Origin of the sequence: Methylococcus capsulatus (assembly GCF_036864975.1) — a bacterium.
GTDB lineage: Bacteria > Pseudomonadota > Gammaproteobacteria > Methylococcales > Methylococcaceae > Methylococcus.
In genome coordinates this window covers 1066929-1092925 of the sequence record NZ_CP104311.1, presented here as the reverse complement: position 1 = coordinate 1092925, position 25997 = coordinate 1066929, and the positions used below count along the sequence as shown (strand labels likewise).

Here is a 25997-nt window from a genome sequence, read left to right as displayed (position 1 = left end):
TGCCGGTCACCGTGAAAGCCGCAGCATCTCTATTGATGTTCCCTGCTCTTTACGGCGTTTCGACCAGGGGTAGGGTGACCGTCCAATGGTACGCAGGGTAGGTGCGATCTGGACCATCATCGCATGCATGGGCGGCCCGGGTGTTGTCACACAGGATACGAATCATGTCAACAAGGCGGCAGCTGCCCACGACGGGCATTCATGGAATCGTTCAGCCAGTTCTTCCCTTGGGGTTATCGCATCCAGGCCAAGAGACCGGCGGTGCAAGGAAACAAACGAAAAGGCGGGGTGCGTGGCTGGGCTTGAAGGTCATCGTAGAAGGGAGGAAACTCCGCAACAGCCCGCTCTCTTCACCCCCATCGGCGGTGATGATTTCCAAGGGTATCTGTTTGCCGGGCCGCGGGCGGCGGATCCGTTGGAGCGCTTGTTGCGACCGGTCTCCTGCGAGGCCGCATGGACATAAACGACCCAACCCGACGGAGGTGGCCATGGTGTTATTTCTGGTGCATCTTTTCTTCACGGCGGCGCTGCTGCTGGTGGTGGCCCATCTGGTGCGGGGCGTGGAGGTGGAGGGTTGGGGGCCGGCGGTGCTGGGCGCGATCATGCTCGGCCTGGTCAACGCCTTCGTGCGGCCGGTCATGGTGCTCTTGACACTGCCGCTCACGATCCTGAGCTTCGGACTGTTCCTCCTGGTGATCAACGCCTTCATGCTATGGCTGGTGTCCGCGCTGGTGCCGGGCATACGGGTGCAGGGTTTCGCTCCGGCCTTGCTGGGAAGCCTCCTGCTCACGTTGCTCAACCTGGGCGTCGCTTCACTCCTGGGGCCGGTCTGAGCCCTTTCGTCCTGGGCTCAGGCCGATGGAAGAAAGCGCTGCAGGACGTCGTCCAAAAAATTCCAGCCGCGGTTGCTACAACGGATCACGTCGCCATGGCGTTCGAGAAGCCCTTCTTGCAGGCATTCCGACAGGGCAGGTTCCAGGGCGCAGGGGTTCAGTCCGGTGCTTTCAGTGAAGCTTGCGAGTTCGAAACCTTCCTTCAGCCGTAGCTGGTTCATCAAAAATTCGAAGGGCAGGCTCGCATCATCCACGACGTGCTCGCCGCCCGGCTTCTGGGTTTCCAGGTACCGCGCGGGATGGCGGGTCTTCCACAGGCGCGTGATCCGACCGGACGCCAGGTCGGTGATCTTGCCATGGGCGCCGGCGCCCAGCCCCAGATAGTCGCCGAAACGCCAGTAGTTGACGTTGTGGCGGCAGCAGAAGCCGTCGCGGGCATAGGCCGAGATTTCATAATGGTCGTAGCCGGCTTTGGCCAGCAGGGCCTGGCCGGCGCGCTGGATGTCCCAAACCGCGTCCGCTTCCGGCAATGCGGGCGGGAAGCGGTGGAACAATGTGTTGGGTTCGAGCGTGAGCTGGTAATAGGAGACATGGGTCGGTCGCTGGGCGATGGCCGTTTCCACGTCCCGTTTCGCCTCGGCGATGGTCTGTCCGGGCAGGCCGAACATCAGATCAATGTTGACGTTGATGAATCCGGCTTCGCGGGCCATCGCCGCTGCCTCGACGGCGGCGCGGCCGTCGTGGATGCGGCCCAGAGCGGTAAGTTTGGCATCGTCGAAGCTCTGCACGCCGAGCGACAGGCGGTTGACTCCGGCTTCGCGGAAGCCTTTGAATTTGGCGGTTTCCGCCGTGCCGGGGTTGGCTTCGAGCGTGATTTCGGCGTCGCGGGCCAGGGCGGTGCGCGACCTGACACCCTCCAACAGCAGGCCGACGGCTTCGGCGCTCAGCAGGCTAGGCGTGCCGCCACCGATGAAGACCGACTCGATGCGGCGGCCCCTGACCCTGGGCGCGTCCAGCGCCAGATCGTTCAACAAGGCCGCGATATAATCGCGCTCCGGCAGGATTCTTTCGAGGCGGTGGGAGTTGAAGTCGCAGTACGGACACTTGCGCACGCACCAGGGGACGTGGACGTAGAGTCCCAATGGCGGCGGTTTCAGCATGGGTGGGGCCGTGCGTCCCGGCAGACTTGCATTTCGTACAAACTTTCGTATCTTACGCGCAACATGACGAGCCTGATTCAAGTTCAAGAACTCTATAGGTATTACGGCGATCATTGCGCCGTGAACAACGTGAGCTTCACGTTGGAGAAAGGCGAGATTCTCGGGTTTCTCGGCCCCAATGGCGCCGGCAAGTCCTCGACCATGCAGATGATCTGCGGGAACCTCGCGCCGACCTCCGGCCAGATCCTGATCAACGGGATCGACATCCTCGACCAGCCGCGCGAAGCCAAACGCGAACTCGGCTACCTTCCGGAGATTCCGCCCGTCTATCGGGATCTGACCGTGGATGAATACCTGGAGTTCTGCGCCAGGCTCCACGGCATCCCCCGGGACCGGTTGCGGCGCGCGGTCGATACTGCGAAGGAGCGTTGCGGTCTGACCGAGGTGGGGCCGCGCCTCATCAACAACCTGTCGAAAGGTTACCAGCAGCGCGTCGGTATCGCCCAGGCCATCGTACACATGCCGGCGGTGATCGTGCTGGACGAGCCCACGGTGGGTCTGGACCCGATCCAGATCCGCGAGATCCGCGAGTTGATCCGGGAACTGGGCCGCGAGCACGGGGTGATCCTGTCGACCCACATTCTGCCGGAAGTGCAGGAGTCCTGCACCCACGTCCAGATCATCCACAAGGGCAAGCTGGTGCTCAACGGCACTATCGCCAGCCTGGAGCAGCGGATGCGCGCCTCCAGCCTTTTGGTGGCGACCTGTGAGCCGGCCGATTTGCGGCAGCTCTACAGCGTGGAGGGCGTGCAGTCCATCGAGGAGACGGGGCATAACCGCTATCGCGTTTTCCACGACAAGGACAAGGATCCGGCGGTTCGGATCGCCGAGATCGTGGTGGGCGCCGGCTGGGGCTTGGCCGAACTGGTACCGGAGCGGCGCAGCATGGAGCAGATCTTCATCGATATCACCCAAACCAGTCCACAGGGCGAGGAGCAGGCGGCATGATGGCGTTTACAATCGCAGCGCGCGAATTGCGCACCCTCTTTCTGTCGCCGTTGGCCTGGTCCGTGCTCGGCGTGATCCAGATCATTCTGGGCTACATGTTCCTGGCCCAGCTCGATTATTTCTTGATGGTCCAGCCGCGCATGGCCGGCATGGAGGACGTCCCGGGCGTGACGGACCTTATCGTGGCTCCGTTGTTCGGCAATGCCGGCGTCATTCTCCTTCTGGTGACCCCGCTGCTCACCATGCGCCTGATCAGCGAGGAGCGCCGCAACCGGACCCTCAGCCTCCTGTTCACCGCACCGGTGTCGATGACCGACATCATCCTGGGCAAATACCTGGGTGTGTTCTTCTTCCTGCTGATCATGGTCGGCATGCTGGCGCTGATGCCGCTGTCCCTGCTGATGGGCGGCGCGCTCGATCTCGGCAAGCTGGCTTCCTGTATCCTGGCCTTGGTGCTGCTGCTGGCCGGTTTCGCAGCGGTGGGCCTTTACATCTCGGCTTCGGCCAACCAGCCGACGGTGGCGGCGGTGGCGACCTTCGGCGCCTTGCTGCTGCTGTGGATCATCGACTGGACGGGCGGTGCGGAAGGAAACGCCAATGGCGTGCTGCAGTACCTCTCCCTGCTGCGGCACTACGAAGCCTTGCTGAAAGGTTTGGTTTCGACCACCGACTTGATCTATTTCCTCCTGTTCATCCTGACGTTCCTGGTTCTGAGCGTCCATCGTCTGGATAACGACCGGCTGCAAAAATGAAGATCAACCGCAAGACCCATATGGAGCTGCGGCTCCAGAACCTGACGTTCACCCTTTTGTTCCTTGGCGTGGTGGCGCTGGTCGCCTGGCTGAGCACCCGCTATTCCGCGCAGTTCGACTGGACCGCCGCGCACCGTCATACACTGTCGGAAGCCAGCGTCAAGGTGCTGGACATGCTGAAGGATCCAGTCCGGGTGACGGCCTACGCCCGTGAAACCAAGAGCCTGCGCGATCAGATCAGCGACCAGGTCGGCCGCTACAGCCGGCACAAGAAAGATCTGAGCCTGAGTTTCGTCAATCCCGACACCCAGCCGGACAAGGTTCGGGAACTCGGCATCTCGGTCGATGGTGAGCTGGTCATCGAATACCAGGGCCGCAGCGAAAACGTGCAGGAGGCGAACGAGACCACCATCACCAACGCGCTGCAGCGCCTGGTCCGAGCCAAGGACCAGCGCATCGTGTTTCTGGAAGGCCACGGCGAGCGCTCGCCCACCGAACGTGCCAACCATGATCTGGGCCAGTTCGGTGACGAGCTGGGGCGCAAGGGCCTCACCGTATCCACGGTGAACTTGGGGGTCACGCCAAAGATTCCCGACAACACCGACGTACTGGTCATCGCCGGCCCGAATGCCAACCTGCTGCCTGGCGAGGTGAGCCTGATCGGTGACTGGGTGAAGCAGGGTGGCAATCTCCTGTGGCTGATCGATTCCGACAACCTCAAGGGCCTCGGGCCACTCGCCCAGCAGCTCGGCGTGCAGGTACTGCGGGGCACGGTGGTGGATGCTTCCACCCAGTTGTTCGGCATCGACGACCCCACCTTCGCCCTGGTCGCCGAATATCCGCCGCATGCGATTACCTACGGTTTCCAGACCATGACCCTGTTTCCGTCGGCGCTGGCGCTGGACGTGCTGCAGGACAACCATGACTTCGAGCGCGAGGCGCTGCTGAACACTCTCCCCCGCTCCTGGACCGAGACCGGTCCCATCGAGGGCAAGATACAGTTCGACGCCGACAAAGGCGAACGCCAGGGTCCGCTGCACATCGGCTATGTCCTGACCCGCACGCTCAAGGCCGAGCCGAAGGAAGGGGAAAACAAGGACGGCGCCGATGCGGGCAAACCTCGGGAACAGCGCATTGTGGTGGTCGGCGACGGCGATTTCCTGTCCAACGCTTTTCTCGGCAATGGCGGCAATCTCAATCTCGGCCTCAACGTGATCAACTGGCTGAGCCAGAACGACCAGTTCATCAACATTCCCGCCAAGACCTCGCCCGATCGTGACCTGCAGCTCAGCCCGCTGGCTTCGGGCATCATCGGCTTCGGGTTCCTGATCGTGCTCCCGGTGGCTTTGATCGGCACCGGCGTGCTGATCTGGTGGCGGCGGCGCCAGCGTTGAGAGCCGAGGTCGGGGCGGCTCTGATTCGGACGTTCCGGGGGCCGTCGCCCGCCTCGGCTTCCGGTTATTTGGTGGAGGGACTATGAAATCTCGTATGCTGCTCAATCTTTCGCTGCTGGCCGTTCTGGCCGTGCTCGGCGCCATCGCTTATTTCGAGCCCGGCAAGAAGGAGCCTGCCGAAACACCGCTGACGCAGGTGGAGATCGACAAGGTCGATACCCTGAGCCTGCAGCAGGGCGACAAGACCATCGTTCTGGCCAAGAAGGGCGGGCATTGGTGGGTGTCGGCGCCGTTTTCCGCACCGGCCAACGACTTCCGGGTTCGCCAATTACTGGAGATCGCCAAAACCACCAGCGATGCCAGCTATTCGCTCAAGCCGGACGAACTGGCCAAATTCGAACTGGATCAGCCCATCGCCAGCCTGACGCTGGGCGATGTTGTGCTGATCTTCGGCGGGGCTGATCCCATCAACATGCGCCGCTACGTTCGCATTGGCGACACGCTGCACCTGGTGCGCGATGATTTTTCGCGGCATCTGACCGCCCAGGCGACGGATTACGTCGACAAGAAACTGCTGCCCGAGGATGCGCGGATCCAGGAGATCGCCTTGCCGGAATGGAAAGCGCGGCTGGGGCAAGACGGCAAATGGGTCTTCGAGCCGCCGCAGGACGGTGGGGAGACCCACATCGGCGAGTTGCTGACCCACTGGCAGTCGGCGCGCGCAATCGACATCAAGCACCTGGACAAAGTGGCCGAAGGACAGAAACTCCACATCGGGTTGGCGAACGGGGAATCGGTGGATTTCGTCATCGTCCAGCGCGAACCCGAGTTGCTGCTGGTTCGCCAGGACTATGGCATCCAATATGAAGTCGTGGGCGAGCCGGCAAGGCGCCTGCTCAGCCTGAATCCCAAACCTGCCGAGACCCGGACCGAGGAAACATCGCTGCCGGCCTCGCCGGCACCCGAAGCCCCGATGGACGATGGCGGGGCCGAGGAAATCGAGGCAGACTGAAACCGAGGCGTCCACCCTTCCGGCCCGTCACCACAGGCTGCGCTACGCCTTCCGTTCGGACCGGTCCCGGTCGCCCTCGCTTGAGCCGGTCCGATGCTGTTCAATTCCTACGAATTCCTATTCTTATATCTGCCGGCGGTGCTTGCCGGCTTCTACGGCCTCCTGCGGCGTAGCAGCGATCTTGCCGTCGCCTGGTTGGGACTGGCTTCGCTGTTTTTTTACGGCTGGTGGAATCCGGCTTACGTCCTGCTGCTGCTGGTCTCGATCGGTTTCAATTTTCTCGCCGGGCGGCGTATCAGCCTGATGTCGCAAAGGTCGAGGGTGCGACGGTGGCTGCTGGCCGGTTCCATCGCCGCCGACCTTGTTCTGCTGGGTTACTACAAATACGCCAATTTTTTTGTACGGGCTGTGAACGATCTGGCCGGCACGCAGTGGCGGCTGGAGGAGATCGTGCTGCCCCTGGGTATCTCTTTCTTCACCTTCACCCAGATCGCTTTCCTGGTCGATGCCTATCGGGGACGGGCGCGTGAATACCGTTTCCTGCCCTATCTTCTGTTTGTCACCTATTTTCCTCATCTGATCGCCGGTCCCATTCTGCATCACGGCGAGATGATGCCGCAGTTTTCCGGAGCGCAGCATCGCCGACGGATCGCCGACGATTTCGCCACGGGGTTAACGCTGTTCCTGTTCGGCCTTTTCAAGAAGACGGTGCTGGCGGACGGCATCGCGCCCCATGCCCAGCAGTTGTTCGCAGCCGCCCAATTCCAGTCACCGATGTTTCTGGAAAGCTGGATCGGTGCCCTCGCTTATACCTTTCAGCTCTACTTCGACTTTTCCGGCTATTCCGACATGGCGATCGGTTTGTCGCTGCTGTTTGGCATTCGTTTACCCCTCAACTTCGATTCGCCCTACAAGGCGGCGGACCTCGCCGATTTCTGGCGGCGCTGGCACATGACGCTGTCCCGGTTCCTGCGGGACTACCTCTACATTCCCCTGGGGGGCAACCGTTGTGCCCCCTGGCGGCACGGCCTGAACCTGTTTCTGACCATGGTGCTGGGCGGGCTCTGGCACGGCGCCAACTGGACCTACCTGGTCTGGGGCGCGCTCCATGGCGCTGGTCTCGTCATCCATCGTGGCTGGTGTTCACTGCGGCGGCGTGTCGGATGGGATGCCGATCCGGTTTCCCGTCCGGCGCGCTGGGCAGGGTGGCTGCTGACCTTCGTCACGGTGGTGTTCGGCTGGGTGCTGTTCCGGGCCGACAGCCTAGCGACCGCCGGGAACATCCTGCGCGGCATGTTGGGGTTGAACGGATTGGCATTGCCGGCCGGCCTGAAAGACAGTGCGTTAGGCGGGTATCTGGCGGCGGAAGGCTGGAAGTTCAGTGAGTCTCCATTGCTGCACGGCGCCGGGCCGGTGCTATGGATCGTGGCTTTGTTGCTGGTTTCCGTAGCCCTGCCCAATACCAACGAAATCTTCGCTCGCTTCAGGCCCAGCCTGAACAGGGCCAGAGGTGTCTCTGACGAAGTGCGCTTTTGGCAATGGCGACCGGATCGGGGCTGGGCGCTTTTGAGCATCGTCATCGGCGTGGCCGCAGTGTGCTCGATTTCCGAGCTGAGCGAATTCATCTACTTCCAGTTCTGACGATGGACAGCGGCGCCTACCTCAAGACCTTATTGGCCGGGATCTTCACCCTGCTGGCGGCGCTGGCGGCGTTCTGTTACGTAGTCGACCCCTTCTGGTACAACCGTAAGGTGAGCATTCCCGGTTTCAACGCCATCAAACCGGAGTTCAAGCGCTACGAGCGCCACGTCAAGCCGCAGATCGTCCGGCGCGAACGCCCCGCCGCCCTGGTGTTCGGCAATTCCTACGCGGAAATCGGCTTCGATCCACTGCATCCGGCGTTGACCCCACCGGACCGGCACGAGCGGGGCTACAACTTCGGCCTGGCGGGCGCGGACTGGGAGAGGATATATTGCTCCGCTCGCTTCACCCTCGACCACGCCGCGCCCAAGCGAGTGATCATAGGGTTCCAGCCCGGTCATCCGCTCCGGGCGGTCGACTGTGGGGTGCTTCTTGCGGAGATGGAACATCTGCCAGTCGCTGCGTTGCTGTTGTCCGGCAAGGCCATTAAGTCCTCGCTACGGACGGTGAAAGGCCAGCGCAAGACACCGACCCATACCGCCGAAGGGTTGTTTTATTACACCCGTTTCGAGGTCGAGGAAGTGGAACGCCGTTTCCGGGCGGACTTCGCCCGCTACCTGGGCAACCTGAAGCCGGATGCGCCTTGCCTCCTCAAGCCCCGGGCCGTCGTGGTCCCTCCGCCTTTCGATCCGGCCGAGGTGAACGGCGTTCCCGCAGATCTCGCCGGCCTCCACGACTTGGTGGTCCGTCTCGCCCGCGCCGGCGTCGAAACCCGACTGGTCGCTTATCCGGTGCATGCCTTGCGCGCTGAAGCCGATATCGCCTGCGGTTTTGCCAATCTACGCTGGGAGGCTCTGCTGGCGATCACGCGCACCGTCCGGCAGGCCGATCCGGAGGGTCGCCGGGTGGAGGTGTGGGACTTCCAGGGCTACGATCCCGATCTGCTCGAGCCCATCCGTGACAACCAGACCCGCTTGTGGCAGGACTCTGGCCATTTCAACCACGAATTCGGCAACCGGCTGCTGGACCGGATGTTCGGCCTCGGTGAGGAGGATTTCGGAAACCGAATCGAACCGGCGGCGGTTCCGGCACTGCGGGCGGCATTTTTCCGCGAACGTGCCGCATTCTTGGAGAGCCACCCCGGTTTCATGGACGAGTTCGCCGCCCTGATCGAGTCCTTCCGCAAGACCCCGTAATACGTCATGCCCGAACTGCCCGAGGTCGAGACCACGCGTCGCGGCATCGCTTCGCACATCACCGGACGGCGAATCGCCGACGTGAGGGTGAGGGAGGGACGGCTGCGCTGGCCGGTCCCCACCGATCTGGGGAAGACCCTGGCCGGCCGGCGGCTGGCGGCTGTGCGCCGCCGGGGTAAATACCTCTTGCTCGATTTCGAGGGCGGCACGCTGATCGCCCATCTCGGCATGTCGGGGAGTTGGCGGATCTGCGAGCCGAACCTTCCGCCGCGCCGGCATGATCACCTCGATCTGGTGTTCGAAGACAGCCTCTGTCTGCGCTACCACGACCCACGGCGCTTCGGCTGTGTGCTATGGACCGAACAACCGTCGGAGCGGCACCCGCTGTTGGCCGCGCTCGGTCCGGAGCCCTTGGAAGACGATTTCGATGGTGCGCATCTGCACCGCCTCGCTGCGGGACGGAACACGGCGGTCAAATCCTTCATCATGGACAGCCATGTCGTGGTCGGGGTTGGCAATATTTACGCCAACGAAGCCTTATTCCTTGCCGGCATCCACCCCGGGCGCCCGGCCGGGAAAATCAGTCTGGCCCGCTACCGGAACCTGGCAGGCCGCATCGCCGAGGTGCTGGCGGCGTCCATCGAACAGGGCGGCACGACCTTGCGGGATTTCGTCAACGAATCCGGTGCGCCGGGCTATTTCAAACAGGTTCTGCGGGTGTATGACCGTGCCGGTCAGCCCTGCCGGCTGTGCGGTGCGCCGATCCGCTGCATCCGCCTCGGCCAGCGTGCGACCTATTACTGCCCGCACTGCCAGCGTTGACTGGCGCCGGTCGAGCTACGCCTGGCGCACCCGTTCGATGATGGCTTCGGCCATCTGCGCGGTGCTGCAGGGGGAGTCCTTGGCCAAGTCGGGCGTGACCGAGCGGCCGTCCTTGATGACCTCGCGAACGGCGCGTTCGATTCTGCGCGCGGCTTCGGGTTCGCCGATGTGTTCCAGCATCATGGCGCCGGCCATGATCATGGCAGTGGGATTGGCGATGCCCTTATCGGCGATATCCGGCGCACTGCCATGCACGGCTTCGAACAGCGCGGCATCGGTACCGATGTTGGCACCCGCAGTGAGCCCGAGGCCGCCGATCAGTCCTGCCGCCAGATCCGACAGGATGTCGCCGAACAGATTGGTGGTGACCAGCACGTCGAAGCTCTGGGGCTGCATGACCATCTGCATGGAGCAGGCATCGACGATGCGGTCGTCGAACTCGATGTCGGGATAGTCCTTGGCGATTTCCCGGCCGATTTCCAGGAACAGGCCTGAGGTGCATTTGAGGATGTTGGCTTTGTGCACCAGCGTGACCTTTTTACGCCGGGCGCGGCGGGCATAGTCGAAGGCGTAGCGGATGATGCGCTCGGAGCCCTTGCGGGTGACGACCGCGATGCTTTCTGCCGCGATCTTTTCCTCGTCGACCTTGATGAAATGCTCGATGCCGGCGTAAAGCCCCTCGGTGTTCTCGCGGACGGTGACGAGGTTGACATCGCTGAAGGCGGTGTCGGTGCCCTCGAAGGAAATGGCCGGACGCACGTTGGCGTAGAGGTTGAAGGTTTGGCGCAGGGTGACGTTGACGCTGCGGTAGCCGCCGCCGACGGGGGTGGTGAGCGGTCCCTTGAAGCAGATGCGGTTGGCGCGGATGGAATCCAGCGTGGCGTCCGGCAGCGGGGTGCCGAATTTCTCGACCGCCGCCATGCCGGCGGATTGGCTATCCCACTGGACCTGGACGCCGGTGGCCTCGATGACCTTGACGGCGGCGTCGACGATGGAGGGGCCGATACCATCGCCGGGGATGAGGGTGATCTTGTGCATGGAGACTTTCCTTGGAGTTTGAAATAACCGGTCGATTATCCGACAGACACCGGCAAAAATTAAGCTGCGGCTGCTCCGGGTTTCAGAAACCCGCGAATTCGGCGACGACCGGCGCGTGGTCCGAGGGACGCTCGAGTCTGCGCGGTGCCTTGTCGATGGTGCAGGCAGTGCAGCGCTCGGCGAGGTGCGGGGAGGCGAGGATGTGGTCGATTCGGAGCCCCAGATTGCGGCGAAAGCCGGCGGCACGGTAGTCCCACCAGGAGAAGCTGCCCTCCGGTTGCTCGAAGCGGCGGAACAGGTCTGTGAGCCCCAGGTCGGCCAGTGCGCGGAAGGCGTCACGTTCTGGCGTGCTGCACAGAATCTTTTCGCGCCAGCTTTCCGGATCGTGCACATCGCGGTCTTCGGGAGCGATATTGAAGTCGCCCAGCACGACCGTATGGGGGTTTTGGGCCATTTCTTGCGCGATGAAATCGCGGATTTTCGCCAGCCAGTCGAGCTTGTAGGCGTATTTGTCCGAACCGACTTCACTGCCATTGGGGACGTACAGGTTGATGACGCGCAATGGTCCTGCGGTCACCGCCAGGATCCGGCGCTGCGGGTCTTTCAGATTTGGGGGATCGGTCTGGACATTTTCGATCGGTGTCTTGCTGAATACCGCGACGCCGTTGTAGGTCTTCTGGCCGCTGTAGACGGCGTGATAACCGAGGGCATGCAGGTCCCCGACCGGGAATGCGTCGTCGGTCAGCTTGGTTTCCTGCACGGCCAGAAGGTCCGGCTGTGCCGATTCCATCCAGTCCAGCACCTGCGGCAGTCTGACTCGCAGGGAATTCACGTTCCAGGTCGCAATTTTCATGGCATGACGGGCGGGATCGCCGCGCTTCGAAGGCCCGGAAAGCCTTGCCGGCATCGAGGCTCCCTGCTCCCCGTGGAGCAGGGAGGATTTCGAGATTATTCGGTGCTCAGCCGAAAAAACTCGTAACGACCGCGCTTTTCGGTGACGAGTTTGCCTTCGCGCGCCAGCCAGCCGATGGCGCGCTGCACCTCGTTCCTGTCCAGCCCCGTTTCATCGGCGAGCCGGCTGGCGCTGGCTTCGCCATTTTGGTCGAGGAAATGCCATATCTTGCCGGCGGCGTTCCCAACGGTGGTAGCGATGTCGTCGTGCATGGAGGATCTCCCGTAGTTTGGGCAGGTCGGAAATTGAGACGTTCAGCCGCGCTTGCGCGTCGGCCGGGGTTCGATGGCGTCCGGAAGGACGACATTGAGTTCAAGCACCTCCCGGTTGTCATCCTTTTCCATGGTGACCGTAATGGCATCCTGGCCGACGTTGACGTATTTGCGTATGACTTCGAGCAGTTCCTTCTGCAGCAGGGGCAGATAATCAGGCTTGTTCCGCTCGGCCCGTTCATGGGCCACGAGGATCTGCAATCGCTCCTTGGCGACCGCTGCGCTGTCAGTTCTAGAACCGCGAAAATAGTCCAGGAGTCCCATGGTCTTAACCTCTGAAAAGCCGGCTGATGAAGCCTTTCTTTTCCGCCGCGATGAACCGGTGCGGTACATCCTCGCCCAGATAACGGCGTACGGCGTCATCATACGCCTGTCCGGCATCGCTTTTTTCGTCCAGGATCACCGGCGAGCCTGCGTTGGAGGCGTTGAGCACGGCGCGGGAATCCGGGATCACACCCAGCAGGTGCAGGGAGAGAATCTCCTGGACGTCGTCCACGCTGAGCATTTCACCGATCTTGGCGCGCTGGGGCGAATAGCGGGTAAGCAGCAAGTATTCCTTGATCGGCTCCTCGCCGGTTTCGGCCCGCCTCGACTTGGAGGCCAGGATGCCCAGCATGCGGTCGGAATCGCGCACCGAGGAAACCTCGGGGTTGGTGACGACGATAGCATCGTCGGCGAAGTACATGGCCAGGGTAGCGCCGCGCTCGATGCCGGCGGGGGAGTCGCACACGATGTAGTCGAAAGTTTGTCCCAGCTCGCCAAGGACCCGTTCGACCCCCTCCTTGGTGAGGCTCTCCTTGTCTCGGGTCTGGGAGGCGGGGAGGATGAACAGATTCTCGCAGCGCTTGTCCCGGATGAGCGCCTGGTTGAGGGTCGCTTCCTGGTTGATGACGTTGACGAAATCGTAAACCACCCGGCGCTCGCAGCCCATGATGAGGTCCAGGTTGCGCAGTCCTACGTCGAAATCGATCACTGCGGTGCGAAAACCCTTGAGCGCAAGCCCGGTCGCGAAGGCTGCGCTGGTCGTGGTTTTTCCGACTCCGCCTTTCCCGGAAGTTACAACGATGATTCTGGCCAAATTTCGATCCTCCCAATATTCGTCGAAAACATCATAATTCCTGGATGATCAGCGCATTGTCGCGCAGCATGATCTGTACCGGTTTGCCGCGCACGCTGCCGTCGAGGTTCTCGCTGATCTTGTAATGGCCGCCGATGGCGATCAGCTCGGCCTGGAGATCCCTGCAGAAGATGCGGGCGTCGAGGTCGCCCTTGACGCCGGCCATGGCGCGCCCGCGGAGCGAGCCGTAGACATGGATGTTGCCGTCGGCCATCAGCTCCGCCCCCGGGCTTACCGGGGCGATCACGACCAGATCGGCGTCGTTCGCGTAGACCCGCTGGCCCGACCGTATCGGCTGGTCGATGATTTTGGTGCCCTGCCGGGGGGGGCGAACCGTTTCCGGAGCGGGCAGAGGGTGGTCGGCCGCAGGATGGTTGTCGTGATGCTTACCTTCGGACAACAGGGCCAGCCCCGCGGCGTCGGCCGCCGCGTTCTGTTCTGCATTGCCGCCGCGGACGCCCACTGGGGTCAGGCCGCTCTTGCGAAGGACTTCCAGCAGTGCCTCAAAATCGGGGACATGATCACGTCCGGCCAGTTCGTGCAGATCGAGAATGACCGGTGCATGCCGGAAGAAGTCCGGGGCCTGCTGTACCCGGGCCGCGAGCAGGCCGGCAATGGCTTCCGCACTGTCGCTGGTCAGTTTGAGCACAAGCAGGTTGAACGAGCCCGCACGGATTTCGAAAGGGATATCGTGGGCTTGCGATGAATTGAGCATATTTTAGGCGGCAGGGGAGACGGGCTGGGCCGGACATCTATATTATTTTGAAATTTTAACATTGCGCTCATCGGCCGCCCACGCTTGAGTCAAGGCTTCGCCGGATCGGCCGTGTCCGGAGAGGCTTTTTTGAGATGCAACAGGGTGAACAGCCCCATCGGTGGCAATGTCTGCCGCCGCACTTCATGCAGCGAGGTATGAGTGAGAATTTCGTCGATGGGCATGTCGGGACGCCAGCCGAGCTTGTGGGACAGCGGCGACAGCATGGCCTCGAAATGGCGGCGGGTGCCTTTTTTGTCGGCCGCAAAATGGTTGACGATGATGACATCGCCGCCGGGTTTGCAGACCCGCTCGATTTCGCGTAGCACCCGCTGTGGTTCGGGCACCACCGACATCACGTAGGCGGCCACCACGGCATCGAAGTAATCGTCGGGGAATGCCATCTCACGCGCGTCCATGATCTCCAGCCGGACCACGTGATTGAGGTTTTTTCGGTGCACTCGCCTGCGGGCGCGTTCCAGCATGTGGGGCGAGATGTCGATGCCGTGCACCTGATGCTCCTTGCGGTAGAACGGCAGACTGATACCTGTGCCTACGCCCACTTCCAGGATGCGGCCCGGTCGGCGGTTGGTGAGGTGCGCGGCGAGCGAGCGTCCGCGGAAGTTCAAGAGCCAGCCGAAGGTGTGGTCGTAAACCGGCGCGTAACGCGCATAGGACCTCAAGATGTGTTCCAGTTGCACGAGCTTCCTCTCAATTTGGACTGAACCGATGCGTGGGAATGCCGCCCTTGTTCCGGGCGGTTCTTATGGGGTACGGACTGAAATTATACCCGTGCCAGGCGATCGTTGCCGGTCCGCTGTCATCGCCAGCTCCAACCAATTCGGCTACCATACCGGCCGGTAATCCTCAGTGCCTCACCACAGGACCATGAGCAAAGTCATCGAGATCAAGATCGGTTCCGAACCCCGCTCGCTCGTCGCCAAGGCAGAAAAGGCGGCGCGCGAGAAAGGTATGGAGTTCTCCGGCGACGAAACCTCGGGCCGTTTCAGCGGCAATGGGGTAGACGGCATTTACGAATTCAGAGGCGACGTTCTGGCCATCACGATCACCAAGAAGCCTTTCGTATTACCCTGGGCGGTGATCGAAGCGAGCGTGAAGAGTTTTTTCGCCTGACCATACGGTTTTTCCGGCTGAGTGCAAATGACCCGAAATGGTGCCAAATACCGGGATCTGAGGGATTTCATCGGCCGGCTCGAGACGGAAGGGGAACTGCGGCGCATCGGTGCCCCGGTGGACCCCCATCTCGAAATCACCGAAATCTGCGACCGGACATTGAAGGCGGAAGGTCCGGCTCTCTTGTTCGAACATCCCAAAGGTTCCTCCGTTCCCTTGCTCGGCAATCTGTTCGGCACCCCGCGGCGGGTGGCCCTGGGGATGGGGGAGACCTCGGTGGGCGCGTTGCGGGAGGTGGGCGTGCTGCTCGCCTCCCTCAAGGCGCCCGAACCTCCCAAGGGCATGCGGGATGCTTTCGAGAAGGTGCCGTTGTATCGCCAGGTGCTGCACATGGCGCCGAAGGAGGTCCGCAACGCGGCCTGCCAGCAGGAGGTACTGCGCGGCAGCGACATCGACCTCGGACGCTATCCGATCCAGACCTGTTGGCCGGGTGATGCCGGTCCGCTGATCACCTGGCCGCTGGTCGTCACCCGTGGGCCGTACAAGGCAAGGCAGAACCTGGGAATCTACCGCCAGCAGGTCATCGGCCGCAACAAGACCATCATGCGCTGGCTGGCCCACCGGGGCGGTGCCCTGGATTTCCGTGACTGGCAGGAGGCAAAGCCCGGCGAGCCTTTTCCGGTGGCCGTGGCCCTGGGTGCCGATCCGGCGACGGTGCTGGGGGCGGTCACGCCGGTGCCGGATACGCTGTCCGAGTACGGCTTCGCGGGCCTTTTGCGGGGTGCCAGGACAGAGGTCACCCCTTGCATCTTGAGCGATCTGCAGGTGCCGGCCAGCGCCGAGATCGTGCTGGAAGGGTTTCTGTATCCCGGCGAAACGGCGCCGGAAGGCCCTTTCGGCGACCACACCGGGTATTACAACGAGGTGGAGTCGTTTCCGGTCTTCACCATCGAATGCATCACTCAGCGGCATGCGCCGATTTACCACAGCACCTACACCGGCAGACCGCCGGACGAGCCGGCGGTGCTGGGCGTGGCGCTCAACGAGGTTTTCGTGCCCATCCTGCAAAAGCAGTTTCCCGAAATCGTGGATTTCTACCTGCCACCGGAAGGCTGTTCCTATCGCCTGGCCGTGGTCAGCATGAAAAAGCAGTACCCCGGCCACGCCAAGCGGGTGATGTTCGGCGTGTGGTCGTTCCTGCGGCAGTTCATGTATACCAAGTTCGTGATCGTGGTCGATGACGACGTCGACGCCAGGGACTGGAAGGACGTGGTCTGGGCGATGACGACGCGGATGGACCCGGCCCGTGATCTCACGCTGATCGAGAACACGCCGATCGACTATCTGGATTTCGCCTCGCCGGTGTCGGGCCTGGGTTCCAAGGTCGGCTTCGATGCCACCAACAAATGGCCGGGCGAAACCAGCCGGGAATGGGGACGGCCCATCACCATGGATGCGGCGGTGCGGCGCCGGGTGGATGAGATCTGGGATTCGCTGGGGATATTCGTCGGCAGCCGTGGCTGAGGGCGCAATCAGTCCGCCGTTTCAGTGTCGAATCCGGTGGGTTCGGATCCGCCGCGGGGATTCTGGTCGATCTGGGCGATGACTTCGTTTGAGGCGAGCAGCAGCCCGCGACGGAAACAGGCACAGGCTGCCGCTGTCTCGTTCCGTTCCAGAAGCAGGTCTCCCATGAGCTGGCAGGCTTCCACGCTCGGTTCCAATGCCAGGCTCTGGTCGAGATAGCGCAGGGCGGGTTCGATCCGCCGCGCGCGTGCCGCGAGCTTGCCGAGCACCCGTAGCAGCACGGCGTCGTTGCCGTGGCGGACCAGCCACTGCTCTGCCCGGGCGAGCTGCTGGCCGGGGTCGGGCATCTGGATGCAGCCGTAAAGGACCACGACGGTCTGATTCCATTCGCGGTCCAGACTCGCGCGTACGGCGGGTTCGATTTCCGGCCCTGCTCCGGCATCAATCATGGCAGCGAAATACAGCGTTTCGATACCGGCAGCCTTGCGGATATGGGCGGGGATGTTTTCCCAAAGCGTTTTCAGGCGCGTGGCGTCGCGGGTTTCGGCGTGCTGCTTCAGCAGGGCGCTGTAGGTTTCGGTCTCCAGCAGTTTGATCTCCGCTTCCATCATCACCTTATTGGTGTGGAGGCTGGGGATGAGATTGCGCAAGCCCTCCCAGTCTTCCATCTGGGCGTAGACCTGATGGAGCAGTCTCAGAACGGCCGCGTGGGTGGGGGCGATCCGGTTGAGCTGCGACAGCGATTCCAGCGCCTGGTCGAACTGTTTGTCGGAAAGCTGCAATTCGGCGCGGGTGAGGCCGATGGCGATTTCCGCCTCAGGTACGGCTTCATGGGCCAGTTTCAGATATTCGTCGCGCTGCTCGGCGGCTCCGCGGGAGTGCGCTGCCCGGGCCGCAGTCAGGTAGTTGATCAGGGGAACGCCGCTGTCGGCCGCGTGGCGGATGAGGGTCTTTTCGGCTTTTTCCCAGTTGCCTTCGGCGGATTCGATCAGGCCCGTGATGAGCGCTTCCTGTGATTGCCGGCTGCGCCTCAGGCCCCCACGCTGCCGCAGTATCTTGGGTAGCCGCAGGGCATGGATAACCAGGCGGATGATGGCATAGAACAGGATGAAGGCCAGCGTGAGCGCGCCGGCGAGGATGACTAGCGAAGACTCCAGCGTCCAGGGGCCATAGCCGATGATGACATAGCCGGGATCGCCCTGGACCAAGAAATGGTGATAGGCGTAATACACCGCTCCGGCGACGAACGCCAGGATCGCGGCCGCAATGGCGAGTCTTTTCACGGTTGGCCTCCCGGCGCTTCACTGCCAGACGGCGTGGCAGGCGCGGCCGTGCTTGCCGGCGCGATGGCATCGGTTTCGAGCCGCAGTTTTTCGATGTTGCGGAGCAAAGCGAGCGACCCCCCGATGTCGGGGAAGGATGCGTTGAGCCGGACGCCGGTCATGGCCCGGAGGTCTGCCGAGATGTCCTTGAAGGCGGCGGATTCGTGGTCGAAGTTTTCGTTCAACCAGTCGCTTGCGGATTCCAGATTGCTGTGGAACAGCGCATCGTCGCCGCGTAACAGGGCGGTGCGGGTCATCTCCAGTTTGAGCAGTAGGATTTCCCGAAGGCCGGCGGCTTCCTGCGGAGTCAGGACGGCATGCACAGGGCGATCGCTGCGTCGCACGGTGACCAGTCCCTTGAGCTGCTCGAGGGTGGATCCGACGGCATTGCCGGTTTCGGGTTCCGGTGATTTCGGCTTGGGCGTTTCCCGCGGTTCTTTGGACATGTCGGGATGCGGCAGGAACAGCGGTAGCTCCCGCGTCTTGGCCTCGATCGCCAGCAGCCTGGCCGACAGCCCGACTACGTCGGGCGGCTGAAAGTCCTCGAGCCGGTTGATTTCTTCCGCCAGCACTTCCCGCACCTTGAATACACTCGGGTCGCCGCTGTCGTGGAGCCTTTGGTCCGCGGCCTGCATGGCCTCGAGCACGGATTTCACGTCGCCGCTCAGGTGCAGTTTCTGGTTGGCGATGCTCAAAAGATATTCGGCATCTGCGATCAGCACGTCGGCGTGGGTCCGGTTGAGCTGGCGCTGGATGGCCTGGATGGCCTGCGCCAGTTCTTTGCGCGTGTCCTCGAGTTTCTGACTGAAACTGGCGGATTGCTCGCCGAGCAGGCGCTCCAGCTTGCTGTCTTCCGTGCCGAGCTGGGACTGCAGGGTGGCGAACTGGGAATGCAGAGTGGCAAGCTGGGTCTGCAGGCTGCTCACCTGGCGGCTGAGCTCCAGCAAGTGCAGATCGCCTTTGTTGAGCTCGCCGCCCAGACCTTCCTGTTTGGAGCGCAATTCCTGGATCAGAAAAAATCCGGCGGTGGCCAGCAGCAGGATGGCCGCGAGCATCGAGTAACCCAGCCAGGCGACAACTCTCGATCGGCGCGGCGGATGCGCCGGAGCGGGGGCGGCGTTGCCGTGCGGGTCTCGTGGGGTTTCCCCGGATGCCTGTGGTTGCGGCGCTTCGGTCATTTGTTTTCGTTCCTCGGCCAATGGCTTATCCCCGTCGTTGGGCGCGGTTCGCAAGGATGCCCGATGGGCGGCGGCATCCTTCAGGGCTTCTAGCACAGCGGCGTCCGACGCGGTGTCGGCGACCATCACGTGCCGGAAACCCAGCGTTCCGGCTTGGTTCTTCAATCGTTCGCTGATGACAACCAGCGGCGTCTCGAGCAGGCGCGGCCGCTCCTCCGGAGGAATCAGGCGGTACAGATGCTCGATGGCTTCGCCGCTGGTAGCGGTGAGAATGTCGAGCCCGGCCGTCCGCAGGCTGTCGATCAGTGCTTCGGCGCCCGTGTGCACCGGCACCCGCCGATACAGCTCGGCATACTGGACCAGGGCTCCACGTTCGACAAGCCGCTCCTTGAGCGTTTCCCGCCCCCCTTCGCCGCGCACGATGAGGATCCGCCGGCCCGCAACATCCTGCATCGCGGGGGTCTCCAGCAGCCCTTCCGAATTGGCCTGTGATCCCGGAACGAGGTCCACAGTGATCCCACCCTCGACCAACGCATCGGCCGTGGCTTTGCCAATGGCGGCGATGCGCGGTCTGGCACCGTCCGGTCGAAGCACCCCCAGCGCCCTGGCCTGGTTCACTGCATTGGCGCTGACGAAGATCCACCAGTCCCAGTCCGACGCTTGGCGTAGGAGAGCCGCTCCCTCCTCCGCCCGCGCGCTTGGCTCGATCTCGAGCAGAGGGAAACGGATCACGCTGCCGCCAGCCGCTTCGACCAGCTTGCACAGCGGTTCGGCCTGATCCTTCGGACGCGTGATGAGGACGCGCATCCCCGACAGGGAGCGAGACATGCTCATCTTCGTCAGGGGGCGGCGTAAATGCGCCGGAGTATCTCATCGGCGCCCTGGCCGAGCAGCTGCTCCGCGACCTGCTCTCCCAGCGCTTCGAAGGCAGATGGGTGAGCACTGGCTTCGGCGCGGATGATGCCCGAGCCATCCGGGTTGCCGACCAGCCCTCGCAGGCGCAGGGTGTCGCCGTCGAGCTGGGCGAAGCCGGCGATCGGAACCTGGCAGCCGCCGTCGAGACGCCGGTTCATGGCGCGCTCGGCCAGGACGCACCACGCCGTGGGCGGGTGGTGTAGCGGCTCCAGCAGGGCGTTGGTCCGGGCATCGGTGCTCCGGCATTCCACGCCGATCGCACCTTGACCGATGGCCGGGAGGCTGTGTTCCGGTGTCAGCGTTTCGGCGATACGTTCCTGGAAGCCGAGCCGTTTCAGTCCGGCGGCGGCGAGCACGATGGCGTCGAACTCACCCGCGTCCAGTCTGGCGAGCCGGGTGTTGATGTTGCCGCGCAGATCGTACAGCGTGCAGCCGGGGAGGCGGGATTTGATCTGGCACTGGCGCCGCAGGCTGGATGTGCCGATGCGGGCGTTGTCCGGAAGTTCCGCAAAGTTCCGGTAACGGTGGGAGATCAGGGCATCGCGCGGGTCTTCGCGTTCCAGTATGGCGGCGAGATGCAGTCCTTCGGGGAATTCGACCGGCACATCCTTCATGGAGTGAACGGCGATGTCGGCCCTACCCTCGAGCATGCCCTGTTCCAGCTCTTTCACGAACAATCCCTTGCCGCCCACTTTCGCAAGAGGGGCATCGAGCAGTTTGTCGCCCCGGGTGGTCATCCCGACCAGTTCGACCTGAAGGCCGGGATGGGCAGCCCGAAGACGGGCTGCGACATGTTCCGCCTGCCACAAAGCCAGCGGGCTCTTGCGGGTCGCTATGCGTAGGAGGTGACTGGCCACGGTCGAAGGAAAACCCCCAAAAAAAGACTATCAAGACATTTTAACAGATCGCAATATGCAGGGCCGAAATCACGCCCCCCTGGGCGGTGGCCCGCTCAGCGTTGGGTGTTCCACCATTGCAGAAGGCTGAAGGCGCCAAGGCCCAGGAAGCAGAGCAGTACCCAGGCGGGCATGCTCAGCCCGAGAAAGGTCCAGTCCAGCTTGGCGCAATCGCCGGTACCGCTCAGCATCGCCTTGAGGGTGTCGCCGAGCGGGAAATTCCGGAACATGTAGCTCAGGCCGGGCCCGCATTCGGGGACCTCTTCCGGCGGCAGGTGCAGCAGCCAGACGTGGCGGCCGGAAATGGAAGCGCCCCCGAAAGCCGCGGCGGTACCCAGCAGGGCGTAAGCCCGGATGCCGGCTGGGCCGGGATGGTGGAGCACCGCGACCAGGAAAACCAGGGCCACCGCCAGCACCATGATGCGCTGCGAGATACACAAGGGGCAGGGCTCGAGCCCGCCGGAGAACTGGAAGTAAAGTGCCGCCGCCAACAAGGCGGCGCAGAACAGGAAACCGAGGAAGAAACAGGCGCGGGCGCTGGGCAAGGTCATGAGGCGTGAAGCAGCAGAAAAATTAAAAGAGTCTTTCAGTCTTCGATTCGAAAGCCGACCTTCAGTGTGACCTGAAAATGGGCGACCTCACCGTCGACGATGTGTCCGCGGGTTTCGACGACTTCGAACCAGTTCATGTGGCGGAGGGTTTTTCCGGCCTTGGCTATGGCGGTGCGGATCGCATCGTCCGTGCCGACGGTGGACGAACCGACGATTTCGATGACCTTGTAGACGTGATCGGGCATGGCTGTTCTCCAATGGAAAGTGGCTGAAAAGGCAGCGCCGCGGCGGCCCCCCGGTTTTTGCCGATATCCTTATATCACACCTCGGTGCGAGGGGCGTCGATCGGGCGGTCACTGTCGGAGTTCGCCACGAAGCAGAAGTTCGCGCACCCTCAGGCGGATGTTCGCTGCGATCTCGTCGGTAGGAAGATCGTTCGCGTCGTCGCCGAATGGATTTTCGATTTCCTCGGCGATCAGTTCGAGGCTGGCTAGCACATAGAAAACCAGGGTCGTGATCAGCGCGGTCCAATAGTGGAACTCCGGCACGAAGCAAAAAGGCATGGAGACGATGTAGAGAAAGATGAATTTCTTCAGGAACAGGCTGTAGGAATATGGGATGGGCGTCTTCTGGATCCGTTCGCAGCCGCCGCAGATTTCGGCGAACGCGCTCAGTTCGGGATTGAGGCAGAGCAGCTGATGGCCGGAGAGTTCGCCTTTGTCGTTCAGGCGGGCCGTCTCCATGAGCAGTTGGGCGGCGATGCGGTTGGGCCGGTGCTCGGTCGTGGTGGCCACCCGGAGATGTCATTTCAGGCTGTCCGCATAGGCGCCGATGAGTTCGGCGAGCCGTGGTCGGGAAGGATGGTCATCCGGCAGAAAGGCATCCAGCTTGAGCGCCAGATTGCGCGAAGCGTTGGTCAGGCTGCCCCACAGCCGTCGGCCTTCCCACCAGCGTTCGTAGGCGGTGTTGGTGCGGAATACCAGCAGCATCGAAATGACGAAGCCCAGCAGGGCATGCAGCGCGGTGGTGCCCTTTAGCTGATTCGGGAGGAGATGCCGGTCCGCATAAGCGATGCCGGCGGAAAACAGGGCCACGGAGAGCATGGCCGGCAGCAGGCGCCGGAACGTGTCGCTTTTGTGGAACTTGAAGATCAGTCCCCACCAGGATTTGGGGTTGTAGCTGATCATTTCATTCTGGCGCTGACGACTTCGATGGCTCGTACATCCCGGTGGACGGCGGAATTTCCTGTACCAGGACCCAAGGAGCAACGACCACGGCCCAGAACAGCGGTCGGCGCTCATTCCAGTCACGGGCTTCGGTATCGGTCGCCCGTCCTACCTCCCCGTCGCGAAGCCAGCGGGACAGGGTTCGCGTCTCGTCGGCGGCCATGACTGTGCCGACCTCGATGAGATCCAGGCCGGCGGCGACCCAGACGACGGCTCCCCGGGCGAAGTGGGGTTGCATTTCTTGCCAGGTGATTTTGCCGGCGTCCAGGTTCAATTTCGCGTAAATCGAAGTTTGGTCGTCTGCCATGAGGGGGAGCGGATCAGGGGCCAGGAGGTGGAGGGTACCCGTCGGTATTCGTTTGTACCCAGCGACCGCCTTGCTCCAGGCTCTCTTTTTTCCAGAACGGGGCCCGGTGCTTGAGCGCTTCCAGAATATGGCGGCAGGCGTCGAAGGCGGTTCCACGGTGGGACGACCAGACGGCAACCAGCACGATCGGGTCGGCGGGGAACAGTTCGCCGACGCGGTGAATCACGAGGGCATCGTCGAACGGCCAGAGACTGCGGGCCTCGTCGACGATGTACTGCAGCTGACGTTCGGTCATGCCGGGATAGTGCTCGAGCGTCATCTTTCGGACCGATGAGCCTTCGTTATAGTCGCGCATGGTGCCGACGAAGATCGCGAGCGCGCCGACATGCGTGGCGGGGACGTGCGTTTCCTGATAGCGGGAAAGTTCGGCGAGAGGATCGAAAGCGTTATGGCGGACTTCGATCAGCATGTCAGCCTCCGGTGACCGGCGGGAAAAAGGCTACTTCGTCGCCGTCTTTCACCGGTGTGTCGGCGCCGGCGTATTCCATGTTCACTGCGCACAGCACATTTTCGGGCAGGGGTTTGCCCTGGCAGATGGCCTTCCAGACATCGGCGACGCTGGCGAGATCTTCGAAGGCGAGTTGTTCTTCGGCGCGGCCCATCTGTTCCCTCAGGCCGGCAAAATATCGGACACGGATCGTCATGGTGGTGGACCGAAGCTAGCGTTTCGAAATATCAGGAAGTTGCAGAGGAATCACTCTGCCCCCTCGAGCATGCGAGGGTGTCGACAACCGCATCCATCGCGCGGTCCAGCAATGGCTCGTTCGCTCCCGCGATCAGCCGGATCGTATTGGCGGCGAGCCCGGCGGCCAGTTCGTTTACGCTGATTTCTCGAAGTTTCATACCGCGCCGGTTGACGAAAACATAACGGGAAGTGAACTGGCTCTTCAAAAGAAGCTTAGCGCGGAAGGGCAATGCTGAGCCATCGCAAAATTCGACCCAATCCCCTATACGGAGGTTCCTGGCCTGTTCGATGAAGCTTTCATCGATGGCGGGCGCGGACGGCTCGGCGGGTCGGCCGCCTTCTATGCTTTGGATGAGGATTTCTTCGATGTCACTGAGTTCCGGTACTGTGGCGTCGGCAAGCGGGGGAGATCCGGGCTGCCGGCGGCTGAGGCGCCAAAGTTCGAGGTCCTTGAGAAATGCATGCAATTGCACCGGATCGAACGCGATGTTCTCCAGCTTGTCACGCGCAGCTCGGATGACTTCCGGTTCCGCTGTTCCAGCGTCCTGGTCGCCCGCCCAAACGATGAGCCGATCCATGATGGCCAGTGCCTCCTCCCAGTCCGCGGGGTCTTTTTCCCTGCGCAGATGGGCGAGCACCAGGACGTCCTTCCAGGCATTGAGCAGCAGTGAAACCAGCGCCCCTGGAAGCGGCCGCCTCTCGATGCGGGCCGTGATTTCGATGGCGGCGGCGCGCTTGGCCAGGGCCAGGCGCTCCTGGCTGAGCGCAGCTTGGCGCGTGCGTTCTTCCATGGCCGTGACGCCTTTGCACTCGCGTGCGATGAAAGCGGAAAAATCTTCGAGCAGCGCTGCAAACATTCGGGTATCTTTGTCGAATTCGGTGAGTATCCGGTAGACGACCTCCTCGATTTTCTTCAGCACGATCTGATCTTTCCTGTCGTTCGAATCCAGGCCCATGCCGGCCTGAGCCAGAGCATTCAAGAGCAGCCGCAACGGATGCGTCTTCTTGGCCAGGAACGAACGCTCGATGATCGCCACCTTGACGACGGGGATCTGCAGACGGGCGATGAGCGCCTTGACCGGATCGGGCAAGTTACGATCCTCCAGGATGAAATCGAAGATCATCGATACCATGTCGATGATGTCTTCCTCCAACTGGCCGAGGCGGCGCCGTTCACCATCGGGAAGAAATCCGGCCAGTTGATCGACCAGGGAGTGCTTGAGTCGCGGGATCGGCGCACCGGGGCGGTATTCACCGGATGCCAGGGCACAGGCGCTTTGCTGCAGCAGACTCAATGCATTGACGACTTCACCCGCATCGAAGTGCTTGCCCTCGGTGCGGGTGTCGAGCAGGCTCGCCGCGTTTCCCCGTCGGCGCTTCCAGAGATCGAGCAGATGCAGCAGATCACTCAGCTGCTCTTCGGAGTCGTCGTCCCGAAGGTGGGCGGCGGATGATGACGCTTCCTGTTCCGGCATCGCAGAAGTCTTGGTTTTGGGGGCGAGGAAGGTATCCGGCGTTACACCGTATTCGGCCAGCAGCTGATTCATCTGCCGATAAGTCGTTCCCATCTTGCAGAGGACATGGCGGTCGAACAGTTTCAATATCAGCAGGGTGACCCGGATATCGACCGGCTGTCCGGTGAGCGATGCGGCGAATGCGCGGCACAGTGCCTCCGGTGCGAACGGATGAGGCGGCAGGGGCGTCCTTTGGACGCCTTTGAGCGCGGCGAGACGGAGCTCGAGCGGTCTCAACGTGTCCTGGAACAGGAGGTTTGTTTTCTGCGCGGCATGGCTCACCGCGAGCTCGATTTCCAGGGCGTCGTTTTCCATGAGCGTCAGACCGCGGTTGCCGGAGTCCTCGGGCTGCGTGGAGGGGCTGTCCGCCGGCGTCCAGAAGCGCTCATCGGCATTGAGTATTTCACGCAGGCAGCGGGCCCGCATGCCGGTCTGTTCCCGGCGAATCTGGCGCATGGCATCGAAATACAGTGCTTGTAAGGCACTGCTGTCGGCTTTGTCGGAGAGCTTGAACAGTTCATCGTCGATATGGGTGAACAAGTCCTGCAACAGTTGCCGGAAGCCGGCTTCGAAAACGGCGCGGAGTTGCGCTGCCAGGGGCGTGAGGTCGGGGGGATCGGACGTTGGGGGTACGGGATCAGGATAAAGGCCTGAGCGCATGGGCTGGACTCAAACTGGGGGATGGAATTCGGCTGTCGATAGTTTAGCCTACCCATCGGCGCCTTGGCCGCCGC

Annotated in this window: 29 protein-coding genes; 10 read left to right on the top strand and 19 right to left on the bottom strand. The window is 62.5% G+C overall.

What is annotated here, in order from left to right:
- The first annotated feature begins 488 nt into the window (after positions 1-488).
- Positions 489-833, top strand: coding sequence for a phage holin family protein (locus N4J17_RS05420; protein WP_198322189.1), 345 nt, complete (start codon positions 489-491; stop codon positions 831-833).
- A 17-nt stretch (positions 834-850) separates the two neighbouring features.
- Here N4J17_RS05420 and hemW read toward each other — a convergent pair whose 3' ends face one another.
- Positions 851-1993, bottom strand: a complete 1143-nt coding sequence (gene hemW, locus N4J17_RS05415) for a radical SAM family heme chaperone HemW (RefSeq protein WP_198322190.1) — start codon at positions 1991-1993, stop codon at positions 851-853.
- A 63-nt stretch (positions 1994-2056) separates the two neighbouring features.
- On the opposite strand from hemW, the gene N4J17_RS05410 reads away from it, so the two are divergent.
- The 7 genes from N4J17_RS05410 (at position 2057) to mutM (ending at position 9818) form a co-directional block, all read left to right on the top strand.
- On the top strand, positions 2057-3001 hold the full coding sequence (locus N4J17_RS05410) for an ABC transporter ATP-binding protein (protein ID WP_198322191.1): 945 nt from the start codon (positions 2057-2059) through the stop codon (positions 2999-3001).
- Positions 2998-3753: an ABC transporter permease subunit gene (locus tag N4J17_RS05405; RefSeq protein WP_198322192.1), complete on the top strand. Its 756-nt coding sequence runs from the start codon at positions 2998-3000 to the stop codon at positions 3751-3753. The genes N4J17_RS05410 and N4J17_RS05405 overlap by 4 nt, the downstream gene beginning before the upstream one ends.
- Positions 3750-5147 carry a GldG family protein gene (locus tag N4J17_RS05400; protein ID WP_198322193.1) on the top strand — a complete coding sequence of 466 codons (1398 nt, stop codon included), beginning with the start codon at positions 3750-3752 and terminating at the stop codon, positions 5145-5147. Before N4J17_RS05405 ends, N4J17_RS05400 begins: the two co-directional genes overlap by 4 nt.
- Positions 5148-5229: 82 nt before the next feature.
- Positions 5230-6159, top strand: a complete 930-nt coding sequence (locus N4J17_RS05395; protein WP_198322194.1) for a DUF4340 domain-containing protein — start codon at positions 5230-5232, stop codon at positions 6157-6159.
- A gap of 93 nt (positions 6160-6252) precedes the next feature.
- Positions 6253-7800: an MBOAT family O-acyltransferase gene (locus tag N4J17_RS05390; protein ID WP_198322195.1), complete on the top strand. Its 1548-nt coding sequence runs from the start codon at positions 6253-6255 to the stop codon at positions 7798-7800.
- A 2-nt stretch (positions 7801-7802) separates the two neighbouring features.
- A complete protein-coding gene (locus N4J17_RS05385) occupies positions 7803-8996 on the top strand; it encodes a hypothetical protein (protein WP_198322196.1) in 1194 nt (397 codons plus the stop codon).
- 6 nt (positions 8997-9002) lie between these two features.
- Positions 9003-9818 carry a bifunctional DNA-formamidopyrimidine glycosylase/DNA-(apurinic or apyrimidinic site) lyase gene (mutM, locus tag N4J17_RS05380; RefSeq protein ID WP_198322197.1) on the top strand — a complete coding sequence of 272 codons (816 nt, stop codon included), beginning with the start codon at positions 9003-9005 and terminating at the stop codon, positions 9816-9818.
- 15 nt (positions 9819-9833) lie between these two features.
- On the opposite strand, the gene N4J17_RS05375 is transcribed toward mutM, so the two are convergent.
- The 7 genes from N4J17_RS05375 to N4J17_RS05345 form a co-directional block, all read right to left on the bottom strand.
- Positions 9834-10856, bottom strand: a complete 1023-nt coding sequence (locus tag N4J17_RS05375) for an isocitrate/isopropylmalate dehydrogenase family protein (RefSeq protein ID WP_198322198.1) — start codon at positions 10854-10856, stop codon at positions 9834-9836.
- Positions 10857-10938: 82 nt separating this feature from the next.
- Entirely contained in the window at positions 10939-11709 is a 771-nt protein-coding gene (gene xth, locus N4J17_RS05370) for an exodeoxyribonuclease III (protein WP_198322199.1), read from the bottom strand.
- Between the two features lie 95 nt (positions 11710-11804).
- Complete coding sequence (locus tag N4J17_RS05365) at positions 11805-12020, bottom strand: winged helix-turn-helix domain-containing protein (RefSeq protein WP_198322200.1); 216 nt, start codon at positions 12018-12020, stop codon at positions 11805-11807.
- Between the two features lie 42 nt (positions 12021-12062).
- Positions 12063-12344, bottom strand: a complete 282-nt coding sequence (minE, locus tag N4J17_RS05360; protein WP_198322201.1) for a cell division topological specificity factor MinE — start codon at positions 12342-12344, stop codon at positions 12063-12065.
- Positions 12345-12348: 4 nt separating this feature from the next.
- The gene (gene minD / locus N4J17_RS05355; protein WP_198322202.1) at positions 12349-13158 is read right to left on the bottom strand and encodes a septum site-determining protein MinD; all 810 of its coding nucleotides are present in this window, start codon (positions 13156-13158) and stop codon (positions 12349-12351) included.
- A 31-nt stretch (positions 13159-13189) separates the two neighbouring features.
- Positions 13190-13912, bottom strand: coding sequence for a septum site-determining protein MinC (minC, locus tag N4J17_RS05350; protein WP_198322203.1), 723 nt, complete (start codon positions 13910-13912; stop codon positions 13190-13192).
- Positions 13913-14001: 89 nt separating this feature from the next.
- Positions 14002-14652 (bottom strand): class I SAM-dependent methyltransferase, encoded by a 651-nt coding sequence (locus N4J17_RS05345; RefSeq protein WP_198322204.1) that lies wholly within the window; start codon positions 14650-14652, stop codon positions 14002-14004.
- 187 nt (positions 14653-14839) lie between these two features.
- On the opposite strand from N4J17_RS05345, the gene N4J17_RS05340 reads away from it, so the two are divergent.
- Together N4J17_RS05340 and ubiD are read left to right on the top strand one after the other, a co-directional pair.
- Positions 14840-15085, top strand: a complete 246-nt coding sequence (locus tag N4J17_RS05340) for a hypothetical protein (protein ID WP_232470298.1) — start codon at positions 14840-14842, stop codon at positions 15083-15085.
- Positions 15086-15112: 27 nt separating this feature from the next.
- The gene (gene ubiD, locus N4J17_RS05335) at positions 15113-16609 is read left to right on the top strand and encodes a 4-hydroxy-3-polyprenylbenzoate decarboxylase (RefSeq protein ID WP_198322205.1); all 1497 of its coding nucleotides are present in this window, start codon (positions 15113-15115) and stop codon (positions 16607-16609) included.
- A gap of 8 nt (positions 16610-16617) precedes the next feature.
- On the opposite strand, the gene N4J17_RS05330 is transcribed toward ubiD, so the two are convergent.
- The 11 genes from N4J17_RS05330 to N4J17_RS05285 all read right to left on the bottom strand — a co-directional run bounded on the left by N4J17_RS05330 (position 16618) and on the right by N4J17_RS05285 (position 25923).
- Positions 16618-17892: a heme biosynthesis HemY N-terminal domain-containing protein gene (locus N4J17_RS05330; RefSeq protein ID WP_198322206.1), complete on the bottom strand. Its 1275-nt coding sequence runs from the start codon at positions 17890-17892 to the stop codon at positions 16618-16620.
- Entirely contained in the window at positions 17889-19937 is a 2049-nt protein-coding gene (hemDX, locus tag N4J17_RS05325) for a fused uroporphyrinogen-III synthase HemD/membrane protein HemX (RefSeq protein ID WP_232470299.1), read from the bottom strand. The genes N4J17_RS05330 and hemDX overlap by 4 nt, the downstream gene beginning before the upstream one ends.
- Before the next feature lie 11 nt (positions 19938-19948).
- A complete protein-coding gene (hemC, locus tag N4J17_RS05320) occupies positions 19949-20881 on the bottom strand; it encodes a hydroxymethylbilane synthase (protein ID WP_198322207.1) in 933 nt (310 codons plus the stop codon).
- A gap of 95 nt (positions 20882-20976) precedes the next feature.
- Positions 20977-21471, bottom strand: coding sequence for a disulfide bond formation protein B (locus N4J17_RS05315; RefSeq protein ID WP_198322208.1), 495 nt, complete (start codon positions 21469-21471; stop codon positions 20977-20979).
- Positions 21472-21506: 35 nt separating this feature from the next.
- Positions 21507-21716 (bottom strand): dodecin, encoded by a 210-nt coding sequence (locus N4J17_RS05310; protein WP_198322209.1) that lies wholly within the window; start codon positions 21714-21716, stop codon positions 21507-21509.
- Positions 21717-21824: 108 nt separating this feature from the next.
- On the bottom strand, positions 21825-22265 hold the full coding sequence (locus tag N4J17_RS16585; protein WP_277458493.1) for a bestrophin family ion channel: 441 nt from the start codon (positions 22263-22265) through the stop codon (positions 21825-21827).
- A 9-nt stretch (positions 22266-22274) separates the two neighbouring features.
- Positions 22275-22658: a bestrophin family ion channel gene (locus tag N4J17_RS16580; protein WP_232470300.1), complete on the bottom strand. Its 384-nt coding sequence runs from the start codon at positions 22656-22658 to the stop codon at positions 22275-22277.
- A 1-nt stretch (position 22659) separates the two neighbouring features.
- Complete coding sequence (locus N4J17_RS05300; protein ID WP_198322210.1) at positions 22660-23004, bottom strand: DUF2288 domain-containing protein; 345 nt, start codon at positions 23002-23004, stop codon at positions 22660-22662.
- 13 nt (positions 23005-23017) lie between these two features.
- Entirely contained in the window at positions 23018-23473 is a 456-nt protein-coding gene (locus tag N4J17_RS05295) for a molybdenum cofactor biosynthesis protein MoaE (protein WP_198322211.1), read from the bottom strand.
- A 1-nt stretch (position 23474) separates the two neighbouring features.
- The gene (gene moaD / locus N4J17_RS05290; protein WP_198322213.1) at positions 23475-23708 is read right to left on the bottom strand and encodes a molybdopterin converting factor subunit 1; all 234 of its coding nucleotides are present in this window, start codon (positions 23706-23708) and stop codon (positions 23475-23477) included.
- Positions 23709-23739: 31 nt separating this feature from the next.
- Entirely contained in the window at positions 23740-25923 is a 2184-nt protein-coding gene (locus N4J17_RS05285) for a DUF1631 domain-containing protein (protein ID WP_198322214.1), read from the bottom strand.
- Positions 25924-25997: the final 74 nt, after the last annotated feature.